Origin of the sequence: Chitinophaga sp. CCNWYY40, from assembly GCF_037483205.1 — a bacterium.
Lineage (GTDB): Bacteria > Bacteroidota > Bacteroidia > Chitinophagales > Chitinophagaceae > Chitinophaga > Chitinophaga ginsengisegetis.
Genome location: NZ_JBBHLF010000002.1, coordinates 187,846 through 206,342 on the forward strand (window position 1 = coordinate 187,846; position 18,497 = coordinate 206,342).

Below are 18,497 nucleotides of genomic sequence, written 5' to 3' on the forward strand. Positions count from 1 at the left end.
CTTACACAATCTTTCCATCTTTCCCAAACTCCTTGCGGATGCCCGCCAGCACATCCTTTTGCCGGATGGTTTTATCTCCCCGTTTCAGTGCCATCAGACAACTGTAACGCACTACGTTGATAATGGTGCCACCGGTCATTTCATATTTACGCGCAGTGTCTTCCAGGTTCACCTTATCTTCCAGCGCTATATGTGCGGGAAACGATTGTTCCCATATGCGTAACCGTTGCTCCGGGCCAGGCATAGAGAAATAGATCATCGATTGAAAACGACGGGCGAAAGCTTCATCAATATTGGCTTTCAGGTTAGTAGCTAGTATCACCACGCCGGGAAAATCTTCTACGCGCTGTAGCAGGTATGCCACTTCCTGGTTAGCATACCGGTCGTTGGAAGAAGAGGTTTGCGTGCGTTTTCCAAACAACGCATCTGCTTCATCAAAAAACAAAATCCACTGCTGGTTGATAGCCCTGTCAAATACCTGCGCAAGGTTCTTTTCCGTTTCACCAATAAATTTTGATACCACCATTGACAAGTCGATCCGGTACACATCCATGTTGAACGTTTTGCCCAGCAGGCAGGCAGTGAGCGACTTTCCCGTTCCCGGCGGACCATAAAAAAGACTGCGGAAGCCAGGTTTTATTTTGTTGTGCATGCCCCAGTCGTGCAACAGGGTAGTACCATGCTCTATCCAGGTACGGATATCTTCCACTTCTTCCATCGCATGCGGCTCCAGCACCAGGTCGCGCCACTCCATACCCGTTTCAATACGTTTGGCTGGAAACTGTGTATTGTAATCGGGGCGATGCGAAAGCCCTTGTGTAAACAGGCTGAGATATTCGGCCGAGAGGCTCAGGGTGCCGCTTAGCAGCGGCTCTTCGCCGGCAGGAGTAAGTCTGAGGATCTGGTGTTTGGCAAAGAAATGGTCAGGACTGAAATAGCGGATCAGGTTAAACCGTTGTTGCAGGTCGCCGGTAGCCAGCAGAAAAGCGGCTGTTTCCCCGGTTGGCAAAAAGCCGCCATGCATCAGTCCTTTAATACCGCCAAATTCTGTAAAGCCCCTGTCGTATGTAGCGTTCTTAACAAAGAAAATGTCCAGCAGCTGTGGTTGTATATGCGGGATGAGTGCGAGCAGCAATATGGTCCGTTCGGCATGCGACATGCCGTAGTGTTTTATGATCTGTGCGTACACAGATGGATCGTCTGAGAGGTCCGGCATGGGTGGGTATTCCACCACTGATTGCTGGAAGTATTGCTGCATCCGTGCTTCAGCCAGTAACCGGAACCACTCCAGTTCTTTTTCCAATGCAGCCGCATTGGCTGCTATTAACTGTATGCCCATTCTGTATATATTGTTTTTTCCATCCACGGGGTTTTGATCATGCCAATGCCCCAGGGTAAGGTTTGAAGTATCATGTCGTAGCCTCGTTCTTCCACGCGTAGCCACCAGTCATCATCTTTTTCCCAGAGCGCGCCGTCGCGCTGCAGGAAGGCCGCCTGGAAGCCTTCCACAGAAGAGTTGTTCATTTTCTCCCAGCGCTGGATCACTACTTTCAGCAGTTCTTCGCAGAGCTGTTTTTCTTCGTTTGTCAGTAGTATCTCTGCCGGTACCGGTTCTTCCAGTGGGAGGGCGCACATTATTTTATTGAGTGCCAACTCATGCTCTGCATGTATTTCCTTTCCGTTTACCATATACTGAAGCAGGTGTACCGCACGATGTTGCGCATCCCTGTTTACAAACCCCTCGTCGTTCACGAGGCCAATCCGTTTAAAGCCATAAGGAATAAACGGATGGAGTATAATCAGACCGGCGTTGCCGGTGTAAATGGTATCCAGTGGTGGCTTCTTTACTTTAGCCCAGCTCTCTGGTTCCCGTGGCGGTGCTTCCGGTATTTCCGGCTGCCCGGCGGCTGCAGTGGTAACGGCCCTCATGGTTTGCAGCTGGTCTTTTTCGTAGAGGCTTTCCCGTAGCAAGGCCCGGTGGCGGTTGGCAGTAATATTTAGCTGTGCTTCCTGCTGCAATACCGGTACCACATGCCGTATATGCGTATACGATAGTGCCGCCGGCTGTTGCGCAGTTTTTACCAATTGGCTGATTAATGCCTCCGCAATGCCGGGCGCCGCCACGTTCACAAAATCGAGGAAACGGGTAGCATAGCTGCGCGCATCGTATACATGTATATGCGCACCCAGCAATAGCAGGTGAAACCGCCGGAATACCTGTTGCAGCTGCATTTTTTCCTGGCTGCCGGGAAGCAGTGTTTCCAGCAGCCGTTGCAATTCATGCAGCGCATCCGTAACGTTAGCACTCCAACCGAGCGGCACATCCTGCATGATATCGAGAAAAGCTTCTTCGTCGAGATGCTGCGCCATTTGTTCTATCAGCGCGGGATGCTGTAGTATTTTACTATAGAATAATTTCCGTTCCTGCCGGCTGCGCTGTTTATAAAAACGGACGGCTTTCCGCAGGTCGGTGATGCTGCCCTGGTGACTATTACCGGCTGTTTCCTGCAACAGGAGCAAACTATCCTGTACGGCGAATACATCCAGGCTTTGCCGGATATGACTGTCAGGTACCCCGGCATAGAAGGAGAATAACCCATATATCTGCAGCCTGGCCGCCAATTGCTGCCGGTAGCTGGTAAATAGCTGTTGAAGGATGGCCGGGGCGGCGTTAAACAACAGGATCACGGTTGCTTTGATGATTTCATTGGTCGCCGATACTGACAGGGAACCCAATTTGTCGGGCAACCGGTGGCGTGTAAGGTACACCGTTAGTAACTGCCGCGCTTCGTCCAGCACTGTTTGTTGCTGATGCTCCGTGGTAATAGCGGTGTAGCGCTGCATACGTTGCAGCAACGACCGGAACGCTACTGCGGGCTGGTAGATCCTGCTATTGCTGCCTGCGGTAAACGAGGCGCTACCTGCCGCAATGGTTTTCTCCAGCCAGGGTTGCAGCAATGCCTGTACCGGCTCGATATGTGGTTCCAGTTGCAGGAAGAGTTCCTCCAGCTGCCGGAACAAGAAAGGCGATAAGGTAATGTTGTCCTGTAACATTTTCATGTATTCCTCATGATATTCGTATAGCCATTGCAGTAATCTTGCCGCATAAGCCACTGAAGAGTTACCTGCTGCCGGAGGCAATTGTCCCGTGGTCAGGAATTGTTGCAGCCAGCTGGTTACCGCGTCGGGGGAGACTGTTATCTGTGGCGGTAAGCGTTCTGTTTCCTGCGTGGAAACGGAATGCGCGGGTATGGTCCATGCCTGCAGATCATTGGCCAGCACGGTATTGCCGGAAAGATGATTAATAACAGGCAGCAGCTGTTGCAACAGGAAACGGATCATATGCGGCGCAGCCACAGGAGTCTCCGACCAGGTAGGAAGGAGCAGGTGTTGCAGCAATACCTCCTTACTGATCCGCCGGTAGCGCGTCGCTGTAAGCGATTGCCAGATAGCTTGCAGGATAAACTGCTCCGGCGGCAGGGTACTCACCGTAACGAATTGTTGCACGGCCATTAACAGCGTATATACGTTGTCGTATATTTCTTCTGCGGCGCTGCTCATCCCGCTGCTTTTCAGCAGCCGGAAAAATACCGCGGGCTTTACGCCGGTAACAAGCCGGTACATCGCTCCAGGTAAGGTGGCGGCGTATTCGAGGATGGTCAGCGTTTGGTCCGGATGCTGATCGGCCAGTTGCTCCAGTAAGCTGTTAAGAGAGTAGTGCGCATACGTTTTTCCCCACCAGGAAATGCTGCCATAGGTAAGCAGGTGCAGGATCACGTCGCGGAGTAGTAACCGTTTTATACCTGTGTCTCCGGCAAAGGGCGCCGTGGCAATGGCGTCGTTTGCCCAGTTTTTTATCTCCCTTAAATACCCTGTTTGCTCAACTGCTACTGCATTGGTTTGCATCAGCCCATTCCACCGGTGTGCGGCCGTTTGGTGTTGCAATACCAGCTGCAACATCTGTTTCAGGGAGGTGGCGGCACGGTAACCGGTATTGTTAAACATCAGCTGGAGAGACGCGGGGGTAACACCCGGCGCCCACCACGGAATAGCGCCATACAACAGGTAGTAGCGGAGTACATTGATTTGTTCCCCGGTATCTGCCATTAATTTTTTGTAAGAAGGATCGCTGCCGGAAACCAGTTTTCGTTGGGGGGTAACTGTTAGTTCGTTATAAAGATCCCTGATATAGCTGCCCAGCCCCGTTTCCGGGATGGAAGATTTGTATCGCCACAATGCTTCGTAAAACAGTTCCAGGATGGTTTCATAAGAAAGATTGAAATGCCCGGCCAGCTTCAGCAGGTTGCTGCGTACAAACTCTTTGCGGTTAAAATTGCTGCCCCGCTCCATAATGAGATAGGTGAGCATAAACAACCACACGGCTTTTTCCAGTTCGCTGGCTTCCGTATGCAGTAGTTGCTGCTGTTGTTGCAACAACACTATTTCCCGGCTACCGGCAATAATAAACAACGCTTCCGCCGGCTCCAGCACTTCCACGATAGCCTGTAATACGGCAACGGAAAATTGCCACACGATCCGCTCCCGTACACTTTGACTCCGGCCAATGCTGCGGATAAAATCAGCCAGTTTACCGGGAGACGTTTTTGATAACTGCAAAACGATATCTCCCGGTTGTGCGCGTTCAGCGGCAGTAGCCCACCAGGGCATTACACCCTGCAACAGGAAAAAGGTCATCAGCTCCAGCTGCCGGTCTTCGCCTTTCCGGATAGTAATATCCCCGCTAACGCTATGCTGCGTGCCTGCCTGCTGATGATACAGCAGGTCGGTAAGCGCCTGTTGCAAAGCCGCCAGTATTTTCACCGGCAGCTCAGTCTCCAGGTCTTTGAACGGAATGGTGCCAATGTCCAGCACCAGGCCATCGATAGAGGCCATCATATCAGCGGGGATCAGTTGTTGCAGCAGTTCATCCGTGCGGTTGCTGATGCTTTGCCGGAAAAGCATACTTACTTTGTCCTGCAAGGCAAAAGCCCTGGGCCTCGAATCGTAGGTGATGTCAAAGCTGTATCGCCGGATGATGTGTGCTTCCATTATACGGTAACTACATGTTGAGAAAATGCCGGATCTTTTATCATAAGCTCAAGTAATGCAGTAGCAGCGGAAGGCCGGTCGCCCTCCCCACGCATTGCTTTGAGCCAGCCGAAATAACGTGATTCAAAATCCTGCATGGCAGTGATCCCCAGCCAGCTAAAGTTCATGCGAAACTGTACAGGGGTATGTTCCCGGAAAAGTCCTTCGGTGAAATTCCTGAACTCTTTATACTGGAAACGCGCCGGCCATGAAGGAAAAATAATGCTCATGCCGAATTTGAAAAAGTCTTCCTGCAACATTTGCGATGCACCCTGTTTTACATAGAGCGCCACACGCACCTGCCGGTGCTGCCCGGTTTTCATCTGCCTGATCAGCAACAGCAGATCCAGCATCGTTTTCTCAGCGGCTGCTTTATAGTCAGGCGACGTGAAATGCGCTGCTGTTAACAGTTCCGGCGTATCCGCCGGATAGAAGTAGATCTTGTAATACTGCTGTAGTTGTTGCCAGCTGCCATAGGCATCCTTTTCATTAAGGGCCGCTGCCAGCGGCGCCATGTTTTCCAGCTGCGCTTCCCGCTCATCGAGAGTGAGCCATTGTGCATGTTGCAGCAACAGTTTATTAGCCCTGCTGTAAATACGGAATCCAAAACTGCTGTCTGTGTACGCAGGCTTCAGCAGCAGGTGTTCCAGCAGGTAACATCCTTCGGATGCTATACTGATCTGCTTCAGGTGCCGGATCATTTCTTTTTGCGCCTGTGCAGCTTCTTCATGGGTCTGTTCCCGGCTTACTACCTGCCATAGTGCGTGTGCAGCATGACGGTATACCACCAGGTAAACATCTTCTTCTTCATCATATATAATGCGGTAATTGCCGGGGTCCAGTCCGTAGCGCAGCAGGGACACGGATTGCCGGCCGTAGTCGTATTTCTTACCGGTAATGATTTCACCGGAGGTGCTCTCAGCAATATTCACTTTCAGCAGTTCATCTTTTACTTTATATTCCTTTACCAGGTGAACATGGAGGTGTGGTTCGGAAGGGTGGTTCACCGCTACTTTCCAGCTGCCGGTGTCAAATACGGCGGTAAGCCGTTTTCTTTTTTCCACGCGCACATGCAGCAGTTTATGCAAAATGTTTTCATAACCGGATAAGGTGCCTTCATTAAAAATATCTTCCCGGTAGTTGAACGACCGGTTGCGGTTAGCGCTGAGTGCCGGCAGGTCGCGCAGGATCTCCGCTTTCCATTCCAGCTCCGCGCTGATCCGGGTTGGAGGGGCGTCGCGGGCATACGTTTGTTCATAGAAAGAAACCGGGTATTTCAGTAACACCAGGTTGAAACGGGCCAGCAAATGATCCAGGATTGTGTTCTTTCGCTGCTGGTATACTTTGTCTGGTTCTGCGGCTTCCTGCATGTTTTTAATATAGGGGTTTCCGTTATCCTTCCTGAAATCATCCCAGGAGGCTGGTATGGCCTGATCGGTAAACGCTTTTAATAAGGTGGCGGCATGTGGTACGTTGTACAATGGCTGTGTGGCATACGTAGTTGGGGGCACCTGTTGCAGGAAGGGCGAAAACAAATTGCCCATGTTACTCAACTGTGCGAGATAGTTGGCCAGCAGTTGTTCAAAGAAAAGGAGGTAAGCTTTCAGCTGTTTTGCCTGCGCCTGGCGGAGGGCGGGTGAATCTTTTTCCAGCCCTTCATGCCCGATGCCATAAATAGCCGGGAAGTAGTGTTGCAGCGAATAGTACTGGCCTAAGTTACGGTAGGTGCCTTTCAGCGGTTTGGAAGCCTCGGAGTTTTGATGGCCTGCAAACTTCCTCCGGGTCACCGTTTTCACCTGTTCGTACATATTGAGAAAGCCGGCATCGCGCAGACTGTATTCAAATTTATCGCTCGATATTTTTATCTCGTGCTTTTCACTCACCATCTCCAGGTAGGGGTAGTGGCCTTCTTTGATCTGTACAGGTTTCGCCTGGAAGTTACCATTTTCATCTGCGAGGTAAATGGCTTTTACTTTCATTACGCCGGGTACTTCTGATACGCTTTTCATCAGGTCGGCGGGATCGGCAGTTTGTTTGCGGGGATGCAGATCGCTGTTGGCCACGAATCCCTTTTTCAGTAATGGACCTGCATACATTTCTTCCGCAGTATGGCCATTGATATACATTTCCGCGGCCGATACAAATCTTACCGGCGGATGGATAGTCATTTCAAAAGCGTTGCACATCAGGGCGAGGATCTGCTGGGGTTCATGTCTGCTGTCTACAAAAATTTCTGCCTTGATGAAAATTTCCTGTGGTTGCAGTACTATTGCGGGTTCAAAGTCTTCCCCGATATTCCGGTACGATTGCAGGAGATGATCGGTTTGCGCTGCGAGCTGTTGTACCTGGTCTGCATTGGCTTTCATGTTCCTCGCAATCGCATCTTCCACCTGTATAAATACCCGGTATACGCCTTTTGTACAACCGGATGGGTGGGCGGTTTGCACGGGTTCAATCCATACATTCTCTATATCGTCTATTTCATCCAGCACCACTTTACGATAATCGTTTGCCGTTACAGGTGCAGAGGTAAGCATTTCTGCACGCCGGAAAAAAGAGTGCGGCAAAGGATCAATGTCGCCCTTTTTATCTGCCAGTATTTCTTCTATCGGGAAAGCGGTACGGTAGGCGGGATCCGTGATCGCATAGCACAGCTGTTGCAGGATGGTTACACCGGGATCATGCAGGTTGTAATCGGTCCATTCGGTACCGGATAGCTCCTGCACGCGGGCAATCGCTTCCTTCATTAATAGATCATAATCCATTGCGGGCGCAATGGCTTTGTCTCTGTTGATCAGAACGGGACTATCGGGCATATGACAACATTAATAGTAATACTCATCCGGCATAAACAGCTCATCGCTCCATAGCCGGGTGATGTTATAAAATATTTCCACGCCATCTCCATAGTTGCTGTTGGAGCGTAATTGCAGCGCATAGTTGTGCGTGGTGCCTTTCCAGCGCAGCCTGATCTTATTCCAGAAGAAGCCGTAGTGGGCGCAACGTTGGCTGATCCGGTTATGTGATCCGCCATAGGCGGCCAGCGCGGTGGCATGAAGCAATGCTACCCTGCCAGCGCCTTTCCTGCCGGTTCTGGCCATTACTTCAAATGCCTGGCAGTTATCCAGTGATTCCAGGATGGGATGCCATTTGCCATTGGCCGGAACGGCGCCAGTTTTGAAGGTACCCATGCGTCCCTGCATACCGGCAAAACCGTTGACATCTATTTTAAAACGGGGGTCGCTTTTTTTTCCAATGCCCAGGTTGCCGTTCATATGAAAAAAGAAACTCTTTCCGGGACCGGTCTGATCATCTTCACCGGTGCCGGGTTTCAGGCGCAGGGCCGGGTAGTCCTGTTCATCTTTTTCCATACAGAAGAAAGGCTCCAGGTCGTCGGTAGCGCGGTAAAAGGATACCAGCCGCTTGGAGTCACCGAGCGTAGATACCAGCAAGCCATTGTCTTCATCTTTTGAAAAACCATCTTCCTGTTTGTTGATGGTAGAATCTATCAGGTAGCCGAAATGATTTTCTGTTGGCATCACACCATTTCTGAAATACTGTTTCAGCTCATCCCGCCCGTATACTTTTTTATTTTGCATGTCCATATGTCAGGAGTTTATATTAAGAGATGAATAGTTGCCAGATATTGATCAGGGCGGCATTATAGAGATCGTGAGCATTTCTTCATCGGTAGCATGATCCGGTCGTTGGTCCGTTGGCGTTATAACGGGATGGTCGTTACCGATGATGAGTTCGCTGCTGATCTTCAGCGCATCAATGCCCAATGGCTCCGGCTCTTTGTATTCCGGCGACCGCAATACCGTGATGAGGTGTTCCTTCGACGGGATCAGCACGGCCTGCGGCAAAGAAGGCGTAACCTGCTGAAGATCGCCTATGGCGGTATCTGTGCTGTAGGCAGTCACCATACCGGTATCTTCATCTTTTGTATAATAAAAATGCACCAGTGAAAAACCGGTGATATATTCTACATAAGGCTGCCGGTTGATATAATTTAATAGTTCAGATTTATACAGGGTGCTGCCTATCTTCAAATGCGAGGAAGGATCAAACAACCACGGGCAAAGATATTTCTGGATATCAAGGTGTAACTGTTGCAGGTGGCTGTTCTGGTTGTTTTCAGACGGATCCCTGAACATAATACTGCACACAACTTTCACGCTTTCATACACCGGGTTGCGGATCGATAACGCAACAAAAGGAGAGATATGCTGCTGCATAAAGTTTTGGATACGGCACAGCGTATCCAGGTCTACTTTTGGTTCTGCACTGATAAACAGGCCGCTGTCCGATTGCCGCGGAACCACCACAATGCTTACATCTTCATCCCTGGCGCCGGGTGGCGCAGTGATACATTTTACAATCAGTATCTCCGGAAAAGCTTCCAGTAATACCTGTGCAATATCCAGTGCTGCAACAGGCCGTTGCTTGTGTCGCAGCCTTTCGCTGACACGCGTATAGAACTTACTTTCCGGCTCTGTTTTCCGGCCTCCGAAAGAAGGAAACAGTTGCCAGATGGCCTGGATTGTGCGGATATCCCGCTTTGTATTTTTTATGGTCAGCGGTGGAAGCGACAATACCTTTTCCAGCGAACCGCCCACGCCTTCAAACACGCGCTCTACAGTTACTGCATTGGGGAAAATACCAATGACCCGTGGTGTGATACATTCGTGGGAAGGCGTTGAAATCCTGATCCACCAGGCGTCTGGCGACATGATGCTGTTATTGGTATTGATGCCCCAGGGCACCCTGATCTTTACAATACCACTCCGCGAAAGATTATTGGTATTGTCTGATAAAAGACACATGCCTTCAAAAGGATGCCATTTGTTATCCGCCAGGTAACTCCAGTTCAACGGGGTAAGGCGGGTAGTGGTGTCAGTGAAATATTTATCTTCCAGCTGGAATAACAGCGACAACTCTTCTCCCGGTTTCAGCTGGTTAAAACCAATATACAAATGACCGGCCTCATTGAACACAGGAAGCAGCGAGAAATCATTGGCGCCATTGCCGGGATAAATTTCTTCATTCCCGAATACGCCCACATGATGTACTTCCATGGTTTCGCCTGGTATAGATATTTTTCCGGGCTTCAATGATTCGGAATGTTCCAGCGTATAGTTGATGGAAATGGACTTTACCACCGGCACATAAGGCAGGCCCGGCATTGGCTTTTTCCGCGAGGGGTGTTTGGCGTTGTATAAAATTATTTCAGGAAAGATGAGTGTATACAACTGGTACCCGAATGCTTCGGAAGGAGCCGACAGTTCCAGCCTGACGGCGCCCTGCCTGTAAGCTGTACCGCTGCGCTTTGCTTCTTTATCCAGTTTCATTCCGTTGGAGAAACTGATCTTATTAAAGTCGGGGTCTTTGATCAGTGTGGTATCTGCCAGATACACATCACCTTCTTTGTCACGATAGGTATCAAAAAGCCGGAACTGTTCCTGGTTGCCGCGTTCGGGCAAAAATACGCCGTTGTTAATGCTGCTGAGTCCTACCTTATAAGCGTTGTTGGTCATATTGCCCGGGTAGGCGGCAAAGTAGGTATCGAACCCATTTATATTTTTGGGCAGCTCCAGCCATTCCAGTTTTATGCTGAAGTCTTTTGTATACTTATTAAAAACATTGGTGTTACAGATATCAAGAAACGAACCTACTGCCGGCATGGGACCGAAGATCCTGAAAGAACTATAGGCATTCAGTTCCCCGATATTGTTATCCAGTTTTACCGCCCGGAAGCCGGTTACCTTAGCCGTTACCGTTACCCGCTCCAGTACGAGGTGACGGAGGAAAGAGTAGGAGTGATGAAAGCTGTTATTGTTTAGCAATACTTTCACCAGTGGCAACGCTGAAGAAATATTGGCGCCATGCACTTCCGGGTTATACACACCGGAAGGAGCTTCGCTGCCGCGCAGCAGGAAGTTGATCAGGATGGCGTTGTCTGCCTGCTCCGCGGCGCTGCAACGCACGTTGTAATGTTTAATGGGCGCCCATCCGGTGGGAGTGGTGTAGTATAAAAGAAATGCGCCGGACATTAGTTCACTGGTGATAACAGCGGGGTTTCTGCCGGTAACGGCAGAGAAATTCTGCAGGTATGTTATCAGCCCCGCATAACTGGCGGCGTTGAAATGCACCCGCACCTGCACGGAGCGGCTTCCTTCTGTAAGGTATAAAGCAGGAGATCCGATCATAAAACCAACCGACGTATTTTCCATTGTGCGTACGGATTGCGAAAGGTCGTGCTGATCTTCCCCCAGCAAAGGCCAGGTAACAGGCGGGATAGTGAGCTTCGCAAATGCCGGCGCCGGTATTACCGGGTGAATAGCATGATAGATAGCTGCTTCGCAGATGTTATTGGTTTGCAGCGACCGGGCCGCGATCTGCAGATAATTACTTACATACAGGGTATGTACAGCGGTGATAGTGGTAGCATGTACTTTGAGTGTATCGCGCAGCTGGTATTTCAGGGGTTCCTTCCTGGCGATAGTGGGAGCAAGCACTATTTCTCCCTTATCGATGGTAAGATTATCTACCTGCGGCGCCGGCATGATCAGGATATGTACTTTATCCGGCACGGCATGCAGCGGTTCCATACCCAGAATGGTGCGGTAGTAATAATCGAGATGCCTTTTGGGCATTTCGTTGATCTGGTCCTGCAGGTGTTTGTAAAGCTCCGTAAAGGTCATTAACAGCCCCATATGCGGCGTATGTTTCCGTTCGTGGAGCTGATTCTTCAGATAGTAAGATGAGGAGCTGGAAGTCTGGTAAAATTTAGTACGCAGGGTGTCATAAATTTCATTCAGCGAAAAAAATCCGCTGAAGGTATCTTCCCCTTCGGTAGTATTGTTTGAAATGCCGGGGAACAGCGCCTGCAACCTGGCTGTGGTAGCGGCGCTGCGGAGCGTATGATGCCTAGCCGTTTCATAGGGAAACAATTGTTTTACCTGTAGTTCATACCGGTATAATTTCGTGGTTTCTTCTTCTACGGACTGGATCACCTGGTCTGCATAATGCCGGATCACCTGTTGTTTATCTGACAGGGATAACTTCTGCAATACATCCATCAGCTCAATGGCAATGTCATAGAGCAGGGAGAAGAAGCCGGCGGTATGTTTAAAAAGACTGGCTTCATTTCCTGCTTTGCCCATTGCTTCCCGCAGGAAGAGATATTTTTCTTCATAGGCCGTGAACTGGAGATTGGAGCAAATGATGAGCATGATCACGAGATCCGCGTGAAAGAACTCCTGCCAGTCGCCATCCGGCTGATGATTAAAATTATAATAGTTAAACTGGCTGGAGAGCGCCGTCAGCTGCGCCAGCAGGTCGAAGGTGCTTCTGTCGTCTACTTTTACATAGGCAGGTTGCAATGCATCCAGTTGCCGTTCCAACTGGCTGACGCCATCCTGTATATTTTCAAAGTAGTTACTCATCGCGTACTGATGTTGGTACCTTCGAGGAAGTAGAACGGATACACGAGGTTGTGCCGTGTATTGGTAGAGATCACGGTGTAGTTGATCTGCACATACACGGTGCCGCTTTCCATTGTCTGGTCAACAATCTGCGAGTCCACCAGTTTGATCCGTGGTTCGTATTCCAGCAAGGCGTGATAGATGAGATGATTCAGTTCTCCTGAAAAACGCGAGTCTGCCACTTCAAACACCAGCTTGCGGATGTTGCAGCCGAAATCCGGCAGCATTGTGCGTTCGCCGGGAATGGTGCTGAGAATAATGCGGATACTTTCTTCAATATCTGCCACATCAGATACCATCAGTACGGATGCGTTGGGTTTGTCGAAGGAAGGAGGGAAGCTCCAGCCTGTCCCTAAAAATGATTTGATATCTTTTGCCATTGTTAACCTCCTATTAATACCGTTGGACATCCTAATACTATTACGCCGCCGTGGGCGGTGCTATCACCCATACGTACCGCGGGCCGCCCGCCTATCAGTACCGTGAACGATCCCATGATAGCCGAATCCGGCGGCCCTACGCAGGTACACAGATCACCTGCTACAGAAGCGGGCAGTCCGCCGATTAATACGGTGGGCATGCCGGGTCCTACTATCGGGCCGCCTACATGCGGAATCGGTGGCAGCGCCGGTGTGATGAGCGGGCATACATGCATATCTGTGATCCTTGCGGCTGGTTGTCCCATGAGTTGTTTTTAAGTTTTAATTAATCATTACCACGCCTCCCTGTATGATAGTGGAGGCAGAAGAAGAGAGGGTGGCAGATGCGTTCCCCGTGGCGCTGAGCGTAGTATCCGCCGACATGGAAAGCGTGGCGCCACTCATTTCCAGTGCTGTGGTGGCGGCAACATTCACGGCCATGCCATTCAGTTTGAGCTGCCCCGTGGCTTGCAGCGTAAGATCGCTGGCGCTGTTAATGGTAACGCCTGCCGGCGCCATCGTGATGCTGTTGCTGCTCTGGTCCTGGATCACTATTTCCTGCGCCATGTCGTTCAGTGCAATGCTGTTGCCTCCCGGCGTAATCACGGTGATGATTTTGTTCTCATCATCAAACGTAATTTTCAGCTGGCTTTTGGTATACAGCGCTTTGATGTAATTGTTATTGTCTGCGGGTATCACCGGCGGCGTTTTCATCTTACCGTACAGGGAGCCGATGATGACCGGGTAACGCGGATCATTCTCTATAAAAGCCACTACTACTTCGTCGCCTACTTCCGGGAAAAAGATAGCGCCCGCACTTTCTGTGGCGTAGAAAGTAGACAGCCGGGCCCAGGTGCCTTGTTGACCGGTAGCCGTGGTAGCCAGCATCACCTGCACGCGGTACTCTGCGCCAGGGTCCTGTGAAATGGCTACTACGGTGCCCAGCTGAAGTCCTTGTATAGCCGGCAACTGCCCGTTTGCAGGCGAGTAGGAAAAGTTTTCCCTTTCATAAATAGGTTTGCTGTTCAACCCAAACTTTGCGTTGGTATTCCACACGCCTTCCTTGAGCGTATGCGTTACGGCCCACACATAGGCGTTACCGTTAAAGCGCGAACCTACGCCGGCTAAAGTGATCAATGTATTGGGCCATACGGTGGCATTGCCCATGAAGGACACCTGTCCGCTGATAGATTCCAGGCGCATACGCAACAAGGTGCTGTTGGCCCACGACTGTAAGCTCTCCTGCGCCAGCGGTGAGTTGGATACCAGTTGCAGTGGTGTTTGATGCAGTGCGGAAGCGAGTGTGGTAGCTTCCAGGTTGCCTTGCGCATTCAGCCCCGGTTCCGCGGCAGTAGCAGTGATCATGGCCAGTGTTTGCGGATCCCATGCAGCAGCGGTGAGGGAAGGCACCTGTTTTTCTGCGCTCACAGAGGCGTTGAAGTTGATCAGTGATTCGCCGAAAGCCACTGATACTACCGGCTCTCCGCTTACCACCGGCGGGGCCGCCACTATTTGTGCGCCTACCAGTGATACCACGAAGCCGTTAAACTCCGCGCGTGATAACAGGAAATCCCAGTCGGTGCAAAACTTCTGAAATACCAGTTCATTGAGAGCACTGGTGCTTTGTATATCTCCACTCAATCCATTATTACTAATGGTGGTAGACATGATGGCGCTGTCTGTCTGGTTTATAAAGACTGCATCTTTTTTTGTGATGGTCATTTGTACGGCGCTGTGCTTGCAGGTGACGATCAGGTGAAAACCCTGATCGGTGGCCTGTATCGACTGCTTCACCACTACGCCGGTGAAAATAAGTTCTTCACCGGTATTGCCATAACCGGCAGTAATGGTAACCGTGTTGCCGGGTAAAAAGCTGTCGCTGTCGCTGGCAGGAAAATCGCCGATCACACCGGTGGATGCTTTCGCCGTGGTGCCATCCGATAACATGATTTCTGCCCAGGAGATCCGGTTCAATTCATGATGTATCGTTACAGATATAACAGGGTACGTGTATTGCACGGCGGTGCCGTTTGCCGTGATGGTATACTGCAGGGTAGGATCTGCTATATTGATAGGTACAACTGCTGCCATAAGTATTTATTTCTTTAGCGGGGGGAAATAGAGTCCGTCGCCGGGTTTAATATCATGGATGCTGTTCAAACCATTTACCCTGGCTACTTCCATGTAATACCCCGGTTCACCGTAAATACGATAGGTCATTAAGGGAAGGGTATCGCCGGCCAGTACGGTCCGCATATGTGTAAGGTCCGGTGATGATACGCCGGATTCTTTTATTTTCGTTGCAAAGGCTACCGACTCAATCACGGTAAGTTTGATCACGGCACGCAATGCCACGCCGGTAGTACTGAACAGGCTGTACTTGATATTGATATTTTTACATACGCCTGTAAAGCTGGTGTTTCCCCAGCTGATGCGCAGGTAGTTGGGGCGGTGATCTGTTCCCTGGTAGTTATACGCGATGTTCATCACTTTTTCGATATAGGCATCTACTGTTAATCCGCCGGGAATAGGGATTACGCCGGTTCCATCTACCAGCAGTTCCAGGTCGAAGTTGCCCGACTCCATGCTGCTGAAGATCTGTGTGGGCGCTACTGCGCCCTGCTCATCCGTATTTTTATAATTGATCGTATAGTTGAGCGTATAGTTATCCGGGTTGATCACGGCAGATACACTATCGATCAGCTCTGTGGCTTCCGCATCTGCGTAGCCGGCCAGTAATAATTTGGTGGGTCCTCCTGTAGGGTTCATCTTGCGGGTAAGTTCTCTATACTGGTAATTAATTTATCCATACATTCCCTCACTATCTTATCTTTCAGGGCTTGCAGGTCTTTCACGCCGGTGTGGTGGGTTGCCTGCGGGGGATGTTCTTCTATGGTGACTTTTATCACCAGTTCTCTTATTTCCAAAGGCATAACTAACTGATTTGTTGAAAATAATCATAGCATAGTTCCAGTGTTTCGAGGGCAATAACGTTTTCCTGCGCTTTGAATTCTGATACTTTCAATGCTACGGGATATGCATTTACAAATTGCCACGAGGCCACCAATCCGCGGTTGGCATTCATCAAACTTACTACTACCGCTACCGGCGAAAACGTAAAAAGATTAATACTGTTCTGCGCCCAGCGTATCAGTGGTGAGCCGGTTAGCATGCCTCTTTTAAGCACCAGGTTACCATATTTGGGCGCCTGCGGAAGACGGTGGGTAAACCTGTTTTCACCTCCTTCCTTTACTTCCAGCGGCGTAATGGTAGCGGTTAGCCCGCTTACTTCCTGGAAGTTGCCTTCATTGCCGCCGGTAATACCCGGCACCATTACCCGGAAGTAAAATCCTACGGGCGGGTAAAAGGGCGTTTGTGCGGAGGACGGTGGTGGTGGTGGAATAGGCATGACAATTTATTTGAATCCATGAATAAGCGGAGTAACGGATAACGAAGTCATTCCTGCGGCTTCGCTACCCGTTGTCCGTTTTTTATTTGGTTAAATGCAGTCCTTCATGCGCTACTTCCATTGTTTCCACCGCCACTTCATTGGCGTCGGATTTCATATCGGTAACGGTCATTTTACAGGGAAACGCATTGGTCAGTGTCCAGTTCATAGCCGTTTGCCCGGTTTCATCCAGCAAACTGATCACGATGGTGGAACGCTTGATGGTATTCATTTTGATGAGATCATAATTATCCCACAGGGTAGTATCTCCTTTGAAGATGCCTTTCTTCAGGGTGATATTATTGAACTTGGCGATCCCCGGCATTTTTACTACCGAGTATACAGGATTGCTGCCGCCACGGTATTCTATTACCTGTGTTTCGGAAGTAAGCCCGGTTACTTCCTGGAATATGATCTCTTTGCCATCCCACATGACTTTGAAAGAAAACTTTACCATAGGCCAGGTGGCCTGTGATTGGGTGGAGCCGTCATCTGCCATAATTGCAAGTTTTAAAAGTTATTGAATAAATTTTAGTTGCTGGTTAAGATTCCTGCATTTGCTGCTGGAAAGTGATGATGATAAATTCAGCAGGACGTGTAAGCGCTACCTTCACGGTGATCAGCATTCTGCCCTCCAGGATATCCTGCGGTGTCATAGTGGTACCAAGCCCCACCTGTACATCGAAAGCCTGCTCTGGTGCTGCGCCAGCCAGCGCGCCCTGTTTCCAGAGGTTTTGCAGGAAGTTGTTGATCATGCTTTTTACAGTGATCCACGTAGTGGCATCATTGGCCTCAAATACATAAGCGCGGGTAGCCAGTTTTACCGACTGCTCAATCATGATGAGCGTGCGTCTTACGTTGATATAACGCCAGTCGAGACTATTACCATCCAGTGTTCTCGCACCCCATACCAGCGTGCCTACGCCTGTAAATGGCCTGATCACGTTGATGGATTTTCCCGCCATGATATCCACGTTGAGGTTTTTTTGTTCTTCTCCGGAGATGTTAACCGTAGGAGCTGTTACCATGTTCACCGATACATTGGCAGGAGCTTTCCATACGCCGCGTGAATTATCAATCAGCGTGTAGATGCCTGCCAGGGCGCCGCTTGGCGGTAGTTCATTCATCTGTGAACGCACTTCCTCCAGGATATGCACGTACGTGGGACTGGCAGCCTTCAGCGACTGATGGAAATTCTTTTTCGTATTCTTATCAGGTGTGGCGTTGGTTTTGTATTTGGTGATGATTTGTGCAGCAGCAGGTTCAGGTAATAATTTCTCCAGGTCAACGGTGGCATCGAGGTTTTCAAAATCCACTTCATCCGGTTGTACAATAGTGGTTTTCAGCCAGGGGTGATAGGCCGCGCCGTAGTTGAGTGAATTTACGCCAATCTGGTCACGGAAGGCGCCTATTACCTCTTCCAGCACATCCGACGGTTTTTGTTTTACCAGGTCGAAGATGCCGAAGCGGCTTTGCATGTCCGCACAATGTTGTAGCACCTGCGAGTACACCGTGGTATAGGCATCTGCCCCCAGTGCAATGATGTCGGGCATTACAATCAGCGTAGGTTCTGCTTCTTTTTCCAACAGGGTAAATACATTGGGCTTGGTGTCTGAGCCAATGAAATCATCTGCCGCAATGGTAAGGCCATCTGCAGAATGGCCGTAAGTGCCTACCGACAGGATGTAGCAGAGGCTCCCGCTGTTGCCGAAAAACAAACGGATACTGTTGTAGAAGTAAGCCGTGTTGTTGTCCTTGATCTGCACTACGGTGGGTTTTCCGTTGATGTTGAAGGTTTCCTGCTTCACTTTGGGGTCTGCATCCGCCAGTGTGAATTTAGGTTTGAACTCGCTGCCAAAGTATTCCAGGTACTCCGCAAAGGACGTGATCCTGGTAGGCTTGTGGATAAGGGATTTACCATTCCTTTCTGCTTTCTGCGTATAGCCTATGAACACAGGCACTGCAGTTTCCACAGCGGTAATGGAACTGGGGAACGCATTTTTCTCCTCAATATAAACCCCGGGGGTCATGAAGGTTGATGCCATATTAGGTGTT

General features: G+C 50.0%; 13 protein-coding genes. All 13 read right to left on the bottom strand.

Annotated elements, in window-relative coordinates:
- Position 1 precedes the first annotated feature (1 nt).
- Positions 2 to 1,339, bottom strand: a complete 1,338-nt coding sequence (locus V7S65_RS06495) for an ATP-binding protein (protein ID WP_079467640.1) — start codon at positions 1,337 to 1,339, stop codon at positions 2 to 4.
- A complete protein-coding gene (locus tag V7S65_RS06500) occupies positions 1,324 to 5,049 on the bottom strand; it encodes a contractile injection system tape measure protein (RefSeq protein ID WP_336388802.1) in 3,726 nt (1,241 codons plus the stop codon). Before V7S65_RS06500 ends, V7S65_RS06495 begins: the two co-directional genes overlap by 16 nt.
- On the bottom strand, positions 5,049 to 7,904 hold the full coding sequence (locus V7S65_RS06505; RefSeq protein ID WP_336388801.1) for a hypothetical protein: 2,856 nt from the start codon (positions 7,902 to 7,904) through the stop codon (positions 5,049 to 5,051). The genes V7S65_RS06500 and V7S65_RS06505 overlap by 1 nt, the downstream gene beginning before the upstream one ends.
- Before the next feature lie 9 nt (positions 7,905 to 7,913).
- Positions 7,914 to 8,693, bottom strand: a complete 780-nt coding sequence (locus V7S65_RS06510) for a hypothetical protein (protein ID WP_079467637.1) — start codon at positions 8,691 to 8,693, stop codon at positions 7,914 to 7,916.
- 45 nt (positions 8,694 to 8,738) lie between these two features.
- Positions 8,739 to 12,536, bottom strand: coding sequence for a hypothetical protein (locus V7S65_RS06515; protein ID WP_336388800.1), 3,798 nt, complete (start codon positions 12,534 to 12,536; stop codon positions 8,739 to 8,741).
- A complete protein-coding gene (locus tag V7S65_RS06520; RefSeq protein WP_111580469.1) occupies positions 12,533 to 12,955 on the bottom strand; it encodes a GPW/gp25 family protein in 423 nt (140 codons plus the stop codon). The genes V7S65_RS06515 and V7S65_RS06520 overlap by 4 nt, the downstream gene beginning before the upstream one ends.
- A gap of 2 nt (positions 12,956 to 12,957) precedes the next feature.
- Positions 12,958 to 13,260, bottom strand: coding sequence for a PAAR domain-containing protein (locus V7S65_RS06525; protein ID WP_079467634.1), 303 nt, complete (start codon positions 13,258 to 13,260; stop codon positions 12,958 to 12,960).
- A 16-nt stretch (positions 13,261 to 13,276) separates the two neighbouring features.
- Positions 13,277 to 15,085, bottom strand: coding sequence for a type VI secretion system tip protein VgrG (gene vgrG / locus V7S65_RS06530; protein ID WP_336388799.1), 1,809 nt, complete (start codon positions 15,083 to 15,085; stop codon positions 13,277 to 13,279).
- 6 nt (positions 15,086 to 15,091) lie between these two features.
- Positions 15,092 to 15,763 (bottom strand): CIS tube protein, encoded by a 672-nt coding sequence (locus tag V7S65_RS06535; protein ID WP_079467632.1) that lies wholly within the window; start codon positions 15,761 to 15,763, stop codon positions 15,092 to 15,094.
- On the bottom strand, positions 15,760 to 15,927 hold the full coding sequence (locus tag V7S65_RS06540) for a DUF5908 family protein (RefSeq protein ID WP_159454144.1): 168 nt from the start codon (positions 15,925 to 15,927) through the stop codon (positions 15,760 to 15,762). Before V7S65_RS06540 ends, V7S65_RS06535 begins: the two co-directional genes overlap by 4 nt.
- 2 nt (positions 15,928 to 15,929) lie before the next feature.
- Entirely contained in the window at positions 15,930 to 16,403 is a 474-nt protein-coding gene (locus tag V7S65_RS06545) for a phage tail protein (RefSeq protein WP_079467631.1), read from the bottom strand.
- 82 nt (positions 16,404 to 16,485) lie between these two features.
- A complete protein-coding gene (locus V7S65_RS06550; RefSeq protein ID WP_079467630.1) occupies positions 16,486 to 16,941 on the bottom strand; it encodes a phage tail protein in 456 nt (151 codons plus the stop codon).
- A 43-nt stretch (positions 16,942 to 16,984) separates the two neighbouring features.
- Positions 16,985 to 18,487, bottom strand: coding sequence for a phage tail sheath family protein (locus tag V7S65_RS06555; RefSeq protein ID WP_079467629.1), 1,503 nt, complete (start codon positions 18,485 to 18,487; stop codon positions 16,985 to 16,987).
- Between the last annotated feature and the right edge of the window lie 10 nt (positions 18,488 to 18,497).